Raw genomic sequence first — 15,767 nt, forward strand, 5'->3', positions numbered from 1 at the left:
GTGAGAAACATATTATGAAACAACAGAATAAAATTTTACTAATTGCTTCAGCAAGCATCCTAAGTCCTGCTTCAGTGGTTGTTGCTGCAAAGTGCAACACTAGCAATAAGCCAAATTCAACTACTGATGCAAAAATTAGTGACTTAAGCAGTGAAGATTTCAAGAATTTAATTGAAAAAACAAATGATTACAAATCATTAGTTACATTACAATTTGGTTCTTCAGGCAGAAATATTCCACTTAGCGATCTATTGCCTTCACAAATTGAAGATGATTCACAAAATCTAAGAGCAGTTGTAAATGACAAGTATGCTGATGTCATTGATGCTATTATTGTTAATGCAACAACTGAGAAAAAGTTGCCTAACATTATCTCGAATGTTAAAGGTGAATTAAGTGTTTCGATTAATTTCAAAAATAAGAAAACTAACGAAAATATTGCTAAAACATTTAAAGTTACTGGCCTAAAGACTAATGGCGGTTTGCACCATTCAGGATTAATTTTAAGAGATCCAGAAGATAGTTTTAACGGTGCTGGCGGTTTTAAAAACTACTTAGGATGAAATCAAAATCAACGTTTTGAATACGATAATAAATTGTATATCAATAGTATTAGAAATTGATGAGGTGGCGGTGATATATTAAAAACACGTGGCCTTAGCGCAACAGAAGAACAAAAGAAAAGGTTTGATGAATTAGCAAAAACTGTTGGTTTTGATAGTTATGAAAATGCAGCTATAAAAGGATTCTCACTTCCTGTTTATGGTAGTAATGGCCAAGTTAGTGGTCTTAGATTGCTTGATAGTGAAGTAGGAAAAATACCTTCTCACGTTGACACTTTAGGCAGAGAATTACCTAAAACAAATGGTTTGGCCAGAACAATTCCAAATCAAACATATCAAACTATTGCAAAGCAAACATATCAAATTACATTTCATTTTAAAAAAGACTTTAAACGTGAATTAGCTAAAATTGAGGAATATATAGAGTTCTTTAATAGCAAAAATGAACAGCAAATTAAAGATTACTTAGAGAAAGAAATTCAAGTACTAACAAACAATCACAAGTTTGCACTTAGAGAAATAGAAAAAAGATGAGCATCACTGTCAGAAGAAGCTAAAAGGGGTTTGGAAGATTCTCATAAAAGAGAAATAGAAGAAGAAAATAAGAAATATGAAGCTGAAAAAGCTAAATATTCTTCATGAAAAAAAGAAGATCTAATTAAGTGACAAAATGATGAAAAACGAAAAATAGAAGAAAAGAAGCAAACTGGTGAATTAGGAGACAGAGTGTCTGGAACTATCTGAATTATGGACTATCAGCTTCCAGATACTGGCAAAACTGCTACAAAGTTCTATTTTGGAACTAACTCACACGTTGCAAAAATCTTAAAGGAACATGAATTAACAGGATTTTCTCTTTCTAGAGTCGATGAAAATGTTGGCGTGCATTCAACTTTCAAATTCAATGACTTAGATCCAAATTTTAAAAAGTTTAGTTTTACTAACCCAAAAAATATGATAAGCAATGTTTTTGATGCTGTTGACTTTATGAATACAAGTCCTAAGAATTATATTGATGGCAGTCAAAAAGAAGAGTACAAAGATACTGAAGAATATATTGACTTTGCAGTGATTGAAATTGATTTTGAAAAATTAAATCCTTCAGAAGTAACTATATGAAGTGAAAACAGAGATATTGGCAACACTATACCTAAAAAGGGTGATAGAGATGAGCTCATAAAATTAATTACAAATAATTATCAAACTGATACAAAGAACCATATTAAATTCAAATCTAAATCATATTTAGATAACTACAATGAAATAGATGTACCATTAGCAATCAATGATAAAGATCCTAATGACATTAACAAATGAAATGAAAAAGAAGGTTTATTCATTTTAGGTTATCCTCGTGCTGATAAAGATTTTTATTTAGATAGATACATTGATGAAGAAGCAATTAAAGTTGCTAAGGAAAACTATTCACTATGAGTAAATGGCGATCATAAGTGATATAAAAAATTAGCTACTCCTGAAGGACAGCAACCTACATTTCCTGATTACACAATTAATAATGGCGGCAGATTATCATATCAAATTGGATATCGTACATTTACTGACAAACCAGGTTTAACTGATGGATTTTTAGCAGCACCTAGAATTGGAAATGAATTTTATTCAATAACTGACAAAAGTAGCAATAAAACAGTTAAATATGTCAATTATGGACTTCACTTAATGCCAAGATTCTATGCTCCTTACGGAGGTGCTTCTGGTTCTAGTGTAAGAAATAAGAAAAATGAATTAATAGCAGTTTATCATTCATCAAATGACGGTGCAAAAACTGGTTTAGCTGCTGTGTTTAGATCTCCTGGTAAGAATTACAATAAATTATTCGGTGACTACAATCTACCACAATATGACTTAATTTATGGTGGTGGCAAAGATCAAAAGAACTCATATAGACAAGCATTAAAAGAAAAATATAAAGATATGGATGGATTTAAAACTAAATTATTCAGTAATGGATTTGATGAAAGCAACATTCCACCAGAATTCAGATTTAATAACACCAAATAATCCTATAAAATAGAGTTATTAGTAAACTAATAAATTAATAATAAAGGAGTAATATGCATTCAAAATCAATTAATATTGAAGAAAAAAGAATATATGATGATAGTCAAAGCTTAGCTAATAAGCAAAGAAAAAGCTTTATTGTTACTCTATATAAATCCTTCCTTTTATCATATTTCTTTGTTTCAATGCTTTGCTTACTGTTTTTAATGCCTCATGGATTATTTAGTAAAAAAATTATTGGTTCATATGTTTTTATATTTGACTTTTCATTGCTAAGAACACTAGATGCTAACTGAATATTTATCTTTAGACTATGCTTATTTGGATTTATATATTTTTATGGACTACTAAAGGCATATCTGAATATCAATAAAAACAAAGAACACATACGGATCTATGGTATTTGATTTAGCATCTACTGAGCCTTATCAATTGCAGGATTTCTTTTATTCTTTACTTATCACACATTAGAAGTTAAGAAACTAGTATATGTCTTATTTGCTTTAGTTATTTTCTTATTAACTGACATTTCATATGCTTTATTTAACTTTAATACCAAAAAGAAAACAGAACCAGTTATATATCAAAGTAAAATACCATTAGTAATTGACTTAATTTCTAGAATTTTACTTACCGCAATAACTCTTGCAGTTTTTTTTGGATGAGCATACTCATATACAGGAAGTCCGAATACAATTGTAAGAATGTTTGCGTTAGCTAATGAAAATAATAAAAACATTCCTTACAATGCCTTTTATACTACTGCCTTTAAACTATTCAAAGTCAAAAGTGCACTTAATTTTATTATTGTTATCTTAATGTCATTAGTTATTGGTCTACTATTGTTAGGACTTAAAATATATTCAATTTGATCATTAGCATATAAACAATTAAGATCGCAAATTTTTAAGGACAGATTACAACTTTATTTAGTTGGAATCTTATCTTCAGTAATTTGATTACTTAGCTTATTTAAGTTAAAATATCCGCCAACACACGAATTATTTGGTCAAGCTGAATCATTGCAATATTTAAATATTCTTTTCGGTTTATTTAACCTAGGTGCTGCAATTGGGTTTATAGCATTATTATTTGTTAAAAGAATAAAGCTAAATAGCATTTTAATTAAAACAACAATTATGGCACTATTTCAATGAGTAATTTGAACTAGTTATATGATTGCCAACTTTATTAACAAGCAACCTACAATTGCCTTAGTTAATTTATTGCTTACAGCTTTATCATCGTTAGTTATTTTCTACTTTTATTTTAGAAAAAGTAAACTTAGTGCAATTTCAAATTCACTTGCTATAAGTTTAAATACTATCTTGTTATTCATCTTAATTTTGGTTTTTGGCTTTAATCAAGTGCTTTTAGCTGAAAACAATAAGAGCTTAATTATTTTAAGTACCAATTTATCAGTGGCACAAGTAATTTCAATAATTATTGTCTTATTCCAAATGATTTATTTAACATACTCACTAACACAGTTAATATTAGTTATCAAAAAGACTTCAGTACTCAATGATGAAGTTATAGAAAAGAGAAGTTATGAAAAAGCATAAATTAGAAAACAATTCAATGTTTAATATTTATAACCAATTTGAAGAAGCTAAGATGAGTGCTGATTTTGTTGACTACAACAAATTAATGGCACAAGTTTTATTAGATTGTAATCTTGGCTTTAATTCACATGAGTATGTTAAATTCAGTTCGAACTTTGACGAAGCATTAAGCAAAAAATTTGACATTGTTTTAGAAAAATTTGTAATTACATTCAATGTTAATCACAAATTTAGTCTAGATGCATTAGTACCTATGCTTAAATCTAGTGAAGATTCAAACACTGAAGCAGTTAATTTTGCAAGCAGCCAAGAGCCTAAATTTAATAACTTATTAAAGTTATATAATAAGTTAATTAATGATTTAGTTATTGCTAATAATAAGTATGTTGAATTATTTCCTAATATCATTGTTTTTAGGTCTAAAAACACAAACTCGCTAAAAATTCTTTTTGATGCATCAAGCGCATTATTCAGAGGTGAATAATGGATTTGAAGAAGCTAGAGAACAAATTAGACAATCTAAAAAGAATTGAACAAAAGGTTAATAATGACAAAAATATTTTGCTTATTGACATAATGAAGCAAAATAGACTACTTTCTTTTTATGTAAAAAATGCTAGACATAACAAAAATATGATTTTAGCCTTAAGAAACGAGTATTCATTCAAGAGTTTATTAGTTTCAAAAGATGACTATCCATTTAAATCACTGGCCATTATTAAAAAAATAAGAAACTTATTTATAAAGCCTAAAGAATTATGAATATATTTAACTGAAGAGCAAAAATATGCAACTGATTCTTATTCTAGGTATGAAAACAACATATTAACTAACACTAAAAAAGTAAATGCTGACTTTATTACAATTGGTAAAAGAGCGGCTGAATTTTGCAAGCTTAATAATTTAAACATTATCTATGAAATAGATAATTCAGATATATACTCTGACTTATCATGAAGACTATGTCAAATTATTAAATTTCTATTTGCTCAAGAAAATTATGAATCATTGCACTTTGTTATAAATTCAAATAAAAATATAAATGGTAATTTTACTATTTTGCCTGTAAATGAGTTTAATATAGACATTTTAAGCGAATCAAGTTATGAATCTGAAGACATCAATATTAAGAGTTTTAAAATTTTCCCAAATATTGATCAATACATAAGCAGTCAAATTAATTCATTTATTGAAAACTCAGTGCAATCATTATTAGTTGAATCGTCGTTTTATAAATCAAAAATAGGTTTAGTTTCAACTAACAAAATCATTAATGAATTAGATGATGAAATGAAAAAAATAGGCAAGAAAATCATCAGAATCAAACGTGAAAATGAAATTGAGGAAATTGTTTTATTAACTAGCAACAACAAAAAATTTCTTACTAGAGGAGATAATAACTAATGAGTCAAAATGGTTTTAATGTTGTTATCAACTTTATAGGAAATAAAGAAGCTATATTTAATAATGCTTTAGTTTACTTTAATGCAGATGATGAAGGCGATTGAGTACAGCTAGTTGATAATTCAATTTTAGGCTATGAAATTATCTTGCTTAAAATTGTTGATTTAAGTACAAATAAAAATAAATATATATTTGCAAAAAACACAAACATTACAGTTTCAAACAATACAATTAATATTTATACATTTTCTGAATTAACCTTTTTTATAGAGACAAAAGTTAAAAAACAATATAGTGAACAATATAAAGAGATTAATAAAAAAGTTGTTGCGTTAGAAGCTATGCAACAATTAGGAATGAGCATTGATCAATTGTTAGAATTTAATAAGCTAAAAGATGAAAAATACATTTTAAAAATGAAAAATATACATAAACTAAAGGAAGAGGGGCAGCATGAAGATTAAGAAAATACTTCTATTTGCTAAAGCAATTAGTCCGGCTGTTACTACCCCTATTGCTTTAGTTTCTGTTAGTGCTAACGGTAATTTAGATAAACGTTTAGATGGCAACAATACTACTAACGGCACAAGCGGTTCTAAAAATAACAGCAATAGCGCCAATAATGGAACAAATGGCTCATCATCAAGCTCATCTGGCACTTCTAGCAAGAAAAAAGAAGTTAGCCCACAATTTAGTTCTTTTAAAGATAAAGCGCAAAACGCAGTTGATGCTGTTTTAAAAAAAGCAGTTGAAAAAGTTATTACTTTCACTGATGAAGAACTTAAAAAAATCGACTTATCAAAGTCACAAGATCAAAGCCAAGGAAATAAGGAAGGCTATTTAGAAAAAATAGAAAAACATGTTTATTTAAAGGCTTTAAATAAGCTTTTTAAGGAAAAAAAAGATGCTTTAAAAACAGTTGAAGACTACGCTAAATTAGGTCTTCCAGTTACCTTCCCTTTTATCATTGCTAATGATAAAAAATATGATGTGGGTACAGTTAAATTCAATGGTAAAGAATATAAAGATATAAAAATTGGTAAAGATAAAAAGCGTGATTATACAGAAGTTATTGAAGAAAAAAACAAAGATAGCATAACTAAATTGGGCGAAGAAGACAATGTTGCTTCAAATCCACAATTTGAAGCCGCGCTTAACAAATACACCCAGGACTTAGAAAAATCAATTTTAGAAATGGTTTATAACCCTAAAGAGATTCCTAAGCTTGGCAAGGATATCTTTTTAAAAGACGTTAAGTTTGATGCTAAAGTAGAAGGCTTTACAGTCAAGCATCCACAAAATAGCAACAGTTGAGAAGATTACATAACCAAAGGAATTAAGCGTAAATTTGTTGATTTTGACTTAAAACAAAATCAAGAATTTAAAGTTATTGATGAAACTCAACCTTCACCAAAAGTTAATCCACCTAACTTGCCTGATATTACTAATAAACCATTAGTACCGGGAAAACCACCAACTAATAATGAAACTGCCAATCCATTAGAGCAGTCAGAAACATTATTATATTTAGAACCTTATGTTAATTATAGATACTCATCAAATTCTGTTAGTACAATAGCTAATTTATTTAGAAACTCTAATGGCGCTGACAAAGAAAAAATATTTTTCTTTAATAACCCAATAAACACTAGATTTAAATATACTGTTAACGACTTTGATGGTTCTAACACTTTTACAGTCAAAATAACTGATACTGCTAAACAAAATAGTTCTAGAACTTATAAAGTGCCAAAAAATAAACTAACTTATGATCCTAGATTTATGTTTTTATTCCAAAAACAATCAGAGACATTGAGTGCTAAATTCACACAGTTATATAAAGCACTTATGCTAGATGAAAAAATTGATTATTCTAAATTAGCTCATAATGAATTACAATTGTCGCTCTATGGAATGGTAAATACAGCAACAAAAATAGTTACTGATAAAAAGTTTACTGAACTATGAAATAACATTATTATTAAGTATGCTAATAAAATTAGTACTCCTAAATCTGATGATAATTTTAAGAGTGTAGTAAAGAGTTCTAGTCAAGTTGTAATTGATGAATTAATTCAGGCATTAAGCGCTTCAGAATTAAATAACCAGCCATTTTGAAGCTCATTAGTTAATGCATTAACTGTAGTTGAAAGCGATTTAAAAGAAACTGCTAATCATAAAGAAACTAGAGCAAAAATAATAAGCAAGTTTAAGACTTTAAAATTAGACTTTAAAGTCTTAGACAATACATTTACACTTTTAAATGAATCGCTTTTAAAACTTAGAGCATCAGCTAATAACTGAGCAAAAAGTTTCCAATATAGCAAGTGATTTGATGAATATACAGCTAATGTAAAAGATGTAAGAGAGAACATTGAATTCTTAAGAGACTTCTTAGAGCCAACAGTACCAAGCGAAAAGTCTGATGAACTTAAGAAACTACAAGATAGCTATAAAAAAGCTATTAATAAGATAAAAACAAGCAGAAGCAGTGTTAACAAGGCATATTATGCTATTGGTGGAACATTATTAATAATTGGATTATTGTTAACACTAACAAATGTCTTGATATTTACAATTAAATATAAAAACAAATTGAATAAAGCAATTAAAAGTGCATTTGGTATTTCAATTTCAGTTTCAGCTATAGTGGCTCTTGTTGGAATAATTTTAATATTACTAGGACTTAAAGGATAATAAATGAAAGCAAATAATAATATAAACATTATTACAAATGTCAATTCAGCTTATAATGATATGCCTAGAATAAGTGCTGTATTTGACTATATTATAGAAGTAAAAGGAAAATTTAATTACAGACAACAACAAGTTTTCACTTCTAGCAAAAACGAAAATGCAAGACTATTTTTAATTAGTGCTTTTGCTGACACAGCTTATTTATTAAGTAATGAAGAAGGTAGAAAGTTAGCTATAAACGATAAAATAGTTTTACTTAATGAAACTAATGAAGTATTTACATCAAATGAGCACTTTGGCAAAGTTATTGATATCTATGGTAATGCTATTTTGCCAGTTTCACAAACTATTAGTAAAACTAATGATTCAGTTTCATCAGAAATGTTTAAGTTAGCACATGACTTAATGAAAGTGCAAAGACTTAATGAGCAACTATATACAGGAATTAATGCAATTGACTTATTAATTCCTATTGGTAAAGGCCAAAGAGAATTAATTATTGGTGATAGACAAACTGGTAAAACACATATAGCACTTAATGCAATTATTAACCAAGCTGCTAAGGGAACTAAATGTATATATGTTGCTATCGGACAAAAGAGAGAAAGTATATCTAAGATTTATAACACTTTAAATCAGCACAATGCGCTTAAAAACACAATTATCATTGACGCCCCTGCTAATAGTGCATATGAGCAATATTTAGCTCCTTACGTTGGGATGGCTCATGCCGAAAATATTTCTGCTACTGATGATGCGTTAATTATTTTTGATGACTTAACTAAACACGCTAATATTTTTAGAGAAATTGCCCTATTAAGTAATAAACCAGTTGGAAAAGAAGCTATGCCAGGCGATATGTTCTTTGCTCATTCGCAATTATTAGAAAGAGCTGGCTCATATAAAAATAGAAAAACTATTACAGCGCTTCCTATTATCCAAACAGTTGATGGTGATATTACTAGCTTAATTGCTTCAAATGTTATTTCGATAACAGACGGACAAATTGTTACTAGTGCAAAATTATTTGCTAAAGGTATTTTGCCAGCCATCGATATTGACTTTTCAGTCTCTAGAACAGGCTCAAGCGTACAAGATAGAACAATTGCTAAAGTTGCTGGAGTAATTAACAAAATTTACAGAAAATACAAAAGACATCTTAAGCTTTCAATGCTTGATTACGAGCTAAATAAAGAAGTTTCAAACTTAATGTACAAAGGAAAAATGGTTGATAAACTCTTTTCACAAAGAGGATACTCACTTTATTCATATAACTTTGTGCTAATGATGAGTAAAATTATTCAATGATCTTTAATTAAAAATGTTAAAGACGAACAAAAGGCATTAATGTTTATTGATGAATTCATTAATAATTATGCTGAAGGTAAAAAACACTTTGAGATAATAAAATCTAATAACGATTATGATGATGAAATAATGAAAAACTACTTTGCATTTGCATTGCAAGAGTATTCAAACTATGCAAATTTAGGTTGAGAGTTACAAAACGAACACAGCTTTTTACCTATCCAAGAGAAATTTTTAAATGAAATTGCACTTAAATTAGGAGATAAATAATGAATGGAAAAATTATAAATATACTAGGAGATGTTGTTGAAGTTGAATTTAGCAAAGGCAATTTACCTTTAGTAAATCATTTGCTAACTACACACGATGGACAAACATATTTGTTAGTTAAGTCAATTATCAATGAATCAACTATCAAAGCTATAATAATTTATTCATTTAGTTCAATTTCATTAAGCGACAAAGTAGTAAATACAAAGAGAAGTTTTATGGTGCCTGTTGGTCCTTTAGCTAAAGGTAATATCTATAGCTTTAAAGGAGCTTCACTAAATAATCCTACTGCTCCTAGCCCTGAGTATGTAGAAATGGACTCGATCATTAATAATGACAGAGAAATAAATACAAAGTTTGAATTAATTGAAACTGGAATTAAAGCAATTGATTTCTTTATTCCAATTGTAAAAGGCTTTAAATTAGGCATTTTCGGTGGTGCTGGTGTCGGTAAAACTGTGTTAATGAAAGAAATAATTTTCAACGTTAACAACAAAAATAAAAACACATCAAACATTTTTATCGGTTCTGGTGAGCGTTCTAGAGAAGGTATTGAACTTTATGATGAATTAGTTCAATCTAACTTGATGAAGAACTCAACTATGTATATCTCGAAAATGAATGAATCAGCTGGTGCTAGAATGTCAATTGTACCTATTGGTATAACTGCTGCTGAATATTTAAGAGACAAGCAAAAAGAAGATGTCTTATTATTTATTGATAACATTTACCGTTTTGTGCAAGCTGAAAATGAAGTTAGTGCAACATTAGGTAAAAAGCCTTCTGTAGGCGGCTACCAATCTACTTTAGAAAGTGATGTAGCTAATGTTCAAAATAGATTATTCAAGAATAAAAATGGCGCTATAACATCATTTCAAACTGTGTTTTTACCAATGGACGATTTAAGCGATCCTTCTGCTGTGGCTGTTTTTAACCACTTAGATGGTAACTTAGTTCTTTCGCGTGATCAAGCTGCTAAAGGTATTCTTCCAGCTTTTGACCCGCTTGCTAGTTCATCAAACTCAGTTGATGAAACAATTATTGGTAAGAAACATCTAGACGCAATAATTGAAGTAAAGAAAATATTAAAAGCTTACAAAGATTTAGAAGATGTTATACTGATTCTAGGTTTTGATGAATTAGATGCTGAAAGCAAGATTATTGTTAAAAAGGCTTTACAATTAGAAAACTTTTTTACACAAAACTTCTTTATGACTGAGCACTTTACAAAATCACCAGGTCAATATGTACCTATGGGTGAAACTGTTGATAGTGTCATCAGAATTGTTAATGGCGAATATATAAAACAAAGTCCCGAAATATTTGCCTTTGTTGGCTCAGCACTAAACATTAAAACTGACAAAGAATTAGGACTTTAAGAACAAATTGGGGGGCAAATATATGAAAAGAGATAAAATTAAGAAATTATCAATTTTAACCTTTTCACCACTTTCAGTTGTTTCAACATTTGCAATTATTTCTGCTTCTTGTGAGTCTATAGAAAAGGCTGAGGCGCCACAGGTTGTGGGCATAGAGAGTAGTGCACCATTAAGCAATTCTGATGTTAAAAGCCAAGATATTACTATAAAAAAAGAGAAGACTGACAATAAGTCGGAAGGTTTAAAAAATCCTTCAAAATCTGAAAAGTTTGCTACCCCCTCCTTTACTATTGAAACTCCAAATATAGACCCAAAAATTTTTAAAGATTCATTTGATGATGTTAAGGATTTATTTGATAAGAATTCAAAGTCTGCAACGGAATTATTAAATAAATTTTGAACATCTAAAAATTACGATAGTCTGTATGAAAGCATATCTCTTACAGAACAATTAATCAGTAAATTAAGTGATTCTACTAATATATCAAATAAAGAAAATGTTAAACAATATCTAAAGTCTCTTAATGAAATAATAAGCGAACAAAGCGAATTACTTAGTTCACTAGATAGCAATGAATTAGGATCAATTCAAGGCAAAAAAGATTTAGTTTCGCTTAAGAGCAAATTCGAAAAGCTGTCAACAGAAGATTTTGAACAAAATATAAAAAATGTTTTAGATGTGGTTTCAAAATTAGTAAAAAATGTGTTTCCATCAATTGAATACAAATTAAATGAAGTTGATAAACTTGGTGAAAAAGATTTATTGTTAGCATATAAATATTACAATGAGATAAATGACTCAAACAGTCAAGCATTAAAACACCTTATATTTTTAATTAATAAATACACAAAAGAATATGAAGAATTAAATAAGAAATATCAACCATTACGTAGTGAGTTAGAAAGTTACAATAAAGATTGATGATTTTCATTTAAATCAGTATTTAGTCCTAGTTTAAGCACTAGATATAATCAAGTGTTTAAAGAGGTTAGTAAATTAGTTCCACAAATAAATAAATTGGTTGAAAAAATTAAGAAGTTGGAAGCTTCAAAAGCAGTTTTGACCAAAACTCCTGTGAAAAAAGCAAAGTAGTCAACTTTGCTTTTTTGTTTACTTTTATTTAGGGTTGATTTTTATACTATAAACATTGTCTTTTATTAGTTTATTTTTAATATCATTTCTTAAGTTGCCATCAAAATTATTACTATATGTACTATGCCCTTCCATTAAGGAAATAGCATTAGAATAAGTGTTATAAAGCTTATCATAGGTATAAAGATAATTTATACCAACTAAGTTAAAGGATGAATCTACTGCTAATGATCCTGAAGAACCTTCACCTAGTAAATTATCTTTATTGTTGTCTAAAGCTAGAGTATACATATTGGAGTGCTGATTTATGGTAGTTAAAGGCATTCCATGCTCATTGTCAAAGCGTGTATTAGGCTTATTTATAAAGCTCTTAGTGTATTTTTTTCAATTATTATTTATTGAGTTTCAATCTTTGTTTTGTTCTTCATTATATTTAACTCATAAACTGTTTATATTTGGATCGGCTATGACTCTATTTTGAACATTCACTAGTCCGCCTTGGGATTTAGCACTCTTAAAATGAACATCATTTTTGTCTCCATAATCGCTTTGATTTACTGATGGATATCCACCATAAAATGTTGTTTTAATTGGGTGATGCTTACCGCTTTTGCCTACTCCAATGTGTCAGTCTTTTTCTTTGTCTGTTCCAACAACTTTAGCTAATTCTGGGAGTATTTGAGCTAAATTTGCCTTTTTAATTCTTAGACGTAATAAAACAAAGTCTGCGCCAGCATTTTTGCTTTCTCCAATTCTGGAGCTTTCATCATATTTATCAAAGTATTGAGGCGCTATAGATATATCGTTGCCCATAATTCCATTTGTATAATATCTTGGTGTATAATACGGAGCAGTTAGATATTGCTCATAAGCTTTAAAGAACAGTTTTGCATCTTTAAACTGATCTCCTGCAATTTCAGAAATATTTGAACTAAGTCTATCGTCTTTTCCTCTAGAACCCATAAAATAGATGTTTTGGCGTTTGCTGTAAATGTTCGTTACGCTATCATAAAAATTTTCTATATCTCAAAAGCCACCATATCATCTATTAGCATTTATTGAACTTTCATTATCAAAATATAATGATTTGTCAAAAGTTTTTCTGAGATTAAAAACATGCATATTGGTTGCTAGTAACAATTCATAAGAATTATCTTTTTCAGCTTCGGGACTTATTATTCTATCCATAACTCATACTGTACCAATAGTTTGAGAAGTAGTAAGATGATCTGGCTTTAGTCTAAAGTCATCTCTTCTAAATTCTACAGTTCCAATTCTGATTGAAAAACTGTGATCATAAATATATTGATAAAAATCTAAATCATTTCTTAAACTTCTTGAATTAGACTTATCAATATTTACAATATATTTATTTTTGTCTGTAAATATTAATAATTCTATTGAACCTTTTTTATCATCAAAATTAGCTTTGATGTTTACTATTTTATCCTTAATACCCAATACTTTTGATGCTGATTTATAGTCCATATAGTAAAATAATTGGCTTAAATTTGATGGTAAAAATCCAAATGGATTTTTTGCAATAATATCATCTAAATCAACTGTGTGCTTTATTGCTGAATTTTTTGCTGTTTCATTGAAATTTGGTAAAAATTTCTGTATATACATTCCATTTGCAGAGAGGGTATTGTTATAGAAGTCAACTTTTTGTTCAGGGCTAGTTCCATAGTTGCCATAGATTCCAATTTCTTTAGTGTATTCTCAATACTTATCTAGTAATTCTTTATTAGAATTTACACCACCATAACGAAAATTAACAGGATTGCCACTATTGGCAGTGTTCAAGAATTTATTTATATTATTAACAGCATATTTATATTCTGCATTTTCTGTTGCTATATCATAAGAACTTTTTGATAACAAATAATTTGATGAATAAGAATGCATAGATGCATTATTATTAGCATTTTCTGGCTTGTTTATAGGAGTTTTGGGATTAACCGATTCATTTGGCTTATTGTTATTATTACGCTCATTATGACCACTATTGTTTTGGCTATTTTCATTTGATTTATTATCATTACCAGTAGTAATAATTATTTTTTCTGTGTCTTTGGAATTAGAAGGTTTAGGAAGCGAAATTTTGAATGCTTTAGCTATAGGAGGGTGATTATTATTTTTAAAAGCTATGTTAAATGAAATTACCGCATCATTTTCAATAACTACTAATTTTGGCTCTTTAATGATATATTTGCTTTTATCATATTCAAAAACAATGTCATCAATTTTAATGTTTTCAGCATTAATATTGTTATTTAACAGCCTTATTTTTATATCTGCGTCGGAAATATTGTAGGAGTTTTTAAAACAAGAAGCAGAGAGAGCTGTTGATAGCACTAAAGAAGGTGAACTCCCTAAAATAAGGGACTTTAATTTTTTATTATTCATAATCACTCCTCTTTTTGAACTCATTTAGCTTTTTAATGATAATGTTCAAATATTCAATTTAATTGTATTCTATTTTGTAAGTAATAAAAATATTGCTTATGAATGAATAAGCTAATATATGTGCTAAAAAAATAACTCAATGTTGAGTTATTAAACTATTTTACAGGTCATTTGGTTAAATTTGGCATTAGCATAAAACATATAGCTTCTGGTCCTGTATGAACAGCTACTGCTGATGAAACATAACACTTGCTAGCTACATTTAGTTTTTCAGCTTTAAAAGCATCTAAAACCAATTGGTTGTACTCATCATTAACACCATGTGCAATATGGAAAAGTCAGTCATCCGCATTATTTCTATTAGATGAAATGTTAGCAAATTCAATAAATTTTTTAATTATTTGCTTAATGCCTGATTTCATACTTTTAGCAATTCCACCAGTTGTAGCTTTTTTCATGTAAAACTTAACATAAGGCTTAAGTGTTAAAAGTCTCATCGCAGAAAGTAGGAACTTTCTAAATGAGCTAACCCTACCCCCCTTAATTACATAATCCACATTCGGTGGTAAGACAAAAATAAGTGATGATTCATGAATTTTGTCTAATTCGGCAAATACAATATCCATATTGCCATCATTAGCTTCATAAACTTTACTAATGTAATCGGCTACAACTAAGTATTGCTCAGCACCTCATGTATTATCATAAACGTGAACATTTGGGAAATCTTTTGCTACTAATTTAGCAGCGTTGTATGCTGATGAAAGGCAGCTACTTATGCCTAAGACTAAAACGTCATCGTATTCTTTACTTTTAGTTTCAATTGCTTTTGTAAAACTTTCAATAGTTGGCATTGATGATTTTAAATCAGTGCCATTTTTAATTTTCTCTATTACATCTTTTTGGTTCAAGTCAATTCCATCAACATATGAATTATCATCAATGGTAGTTATAAATGGGGCATATCCATAGTTGTGTTTGTCTAAAAATTCTTTTGACATACAAATAAATGAATCAAAGACAAAGCCTAATTTTTTATTACTCATTTATTGACCTT

The 15,767-nt window shown here is 28.7% G+C and carries 11 protein-coding genes; 9 read left to right on the forward strand and 2 right to left on the reverse strand.

Features of this window, described 5'->3' with window-relative positions; translation table 4 throughout:
* Positions 1-14: 14 nt before the first annotated feature.
* From mip to MBOVPG45_RS01920, 9 genes are read left to right on the forward strand one after another with little or no spacing between them, the layout of a single operon-like run.
* The gene (gene mip, locus MBOVPG45_RS01880; protein WP_013456146.1) at positions 15-2,585 is read left to right on the forward strand and encodes an Ig-specific serine endopeptidase MIP; all 2,571 of its coding nucleotides are present in this window, start codon (positions 15-17) and stop codon (positions 2,583-2,585) included.
* Positions 2,586-2,638: 53 nt separating this feature from the next.
* Positions 2,639-4,150: an MSC_0624 family F1-like ATPase-associated membrane protein gene (locus MBOVPG45_RS01885; protein ID WP_013456312.1), complete on the forward strand. Its 1,512-nt coding sequence runs from the start codon at positions 2,639-2,641 to the stop codon at positions 4,148-4,150.
* Positions 4,137-4,634, forward strand: coding sequence for a DUF2714 domain-containing protein (locus MBOVPG45_RS01890; protein WP_013456596.1), 498 nt, complete (start codon positions 4,137-4,139; stop codon positions 4,632-4,634). The genes MBOVPG45_RS01885 and MBOVPG45_RS01890 overlap by 14 nt, the downstream gene beginning before the upstream one ends.
* Positions 4,634-5,554 carry an MSC_0622 family F1-like ATPase gamma subunit gene (locus tag MBOVPG45_RS01895; RefSeq protein ID WP_013456557.1) on the forward strand — a complete coding sequence of 307 codons (921 nt, stop codon included), beginning with the start codon at positions 4,634-4,636 and terminating at the stop codon, positions 5,552-5,554. The genes MBOVPG45_RS01890 and MBOVPG45_RS01895 overlap by 1 nt, the downstream gene beginning before the upstream one ends.
* Positions 5,554-6,018, forward strand: coding sequence for an MSC_0621 family F1-like ATPase epsilon subunit (locus tag MBOVPG45_RS01900; RefSeq protein WP_013456134.1), 465 nt, complete (start codon positions 5,554-5,556; stop codon positions 6,016-6,018). The genes MBOVPG45_RS01895 and MBOVPG45_RS01900 overlap by 1 nt, the downstream gene beginning before the upstream one ends.
* Positions 6,008-8,251 (forward strand): MSC_0620 family F1-like ATPase-associated subunit, encoded by a 2,244-nt coding sequence (locus MBOVPG45_RS01905; protein WP_013456306.1) that lies wholly within the window; start codon positions 6,008-6,010, stop codon positions 8,249-8,251. Before MBOVPG45_RS01900 ends, MBOVPG45_RS01905 begins: the two co-directional genes overlap by 11 nt.
* 3 nt (positions 8,252-8,254) lie before the next feature.
* Entirely contained in the window at positions 8,255-9,829 is a 1,575-nt protein-coding gene (locus MBOVPG45_RS01910; RefSeq protein ID WP_041309119.1) for an MSC_0619 family F1-like ATPase alpha subunit, read from the forward strand.
* The gene (locus MBOVPG45_RS01915; RefSeq protein ID WP_013456309.1) at positions 9,829-11,208 is read left to right on the forward strand and encodes an MSC_0618 family F1-like ATPase beta subunit; all 1,380 of its coding nucleotides are present in this window, start codon (positions 9,829-9,831) and stop codon (positions 11,206-11,208) included. Before MBOVPG45_RS01910 ends, MBOVPG45_RS01915 begins: the two co-directional genes overlap by 1 nt.
* Positions 11,209-11,230: 22 nt before the next feature.
* On the forward strand, positions 11,231-12,301 hold the full coding sequence (locus tag MBOVPG45_RS01920; RefSeq protein ID WP_013456496.1) for an MAG2950 family lipoprotein: 1,071 nt from the start codon (positions 11,231-11,233) through the stop codon (positions 12,299-12,301).
* A 24-nt stretch (positions 12,302-12,325) separates the two neighbouring features.
* On the opposite strand, the gene MBOVPG45_RS01925 is transcribed toward MBOVPG45_RS01920, so the two are convergent.
* Positions 12,326-14,710 carry an MAG2960 family serine endopeptidase lipoprotein gene (locus tag MBOVPG45_RS01925; RefSeq protein ID WP_013456443.1) on the reverse strand — a complete coding sequence of 795 codons (2,385 nt, stop codon included), beginning with the start codon at positions 14,708-14,710 and terminating at the stop codon, positions 12,326-12,328.
* Between the two features lie 155 nt (positions 14,711-14,865).
* Entirely contained in the window at positions 14,866-15,756 is an 891-nt protein-coding gene (locus MBOVPG45_RS01930) for a DegV family protein (protein WP_013456170.1), read from the reverse strand.
* Positions 15,757-15,767 lie beyond the last annotated feature (11 nt).

Source organism: Mycoplasmopsis bovis PG45 (genome assembly GCF_000183385.1).
Lineage (GTDB): Bacteria > Bacillota_I > Bacilli_A > Mycoplasmatales > Metamycoplasmataceae > Mycoplasmopsis > Mycoplasmopsis bovis.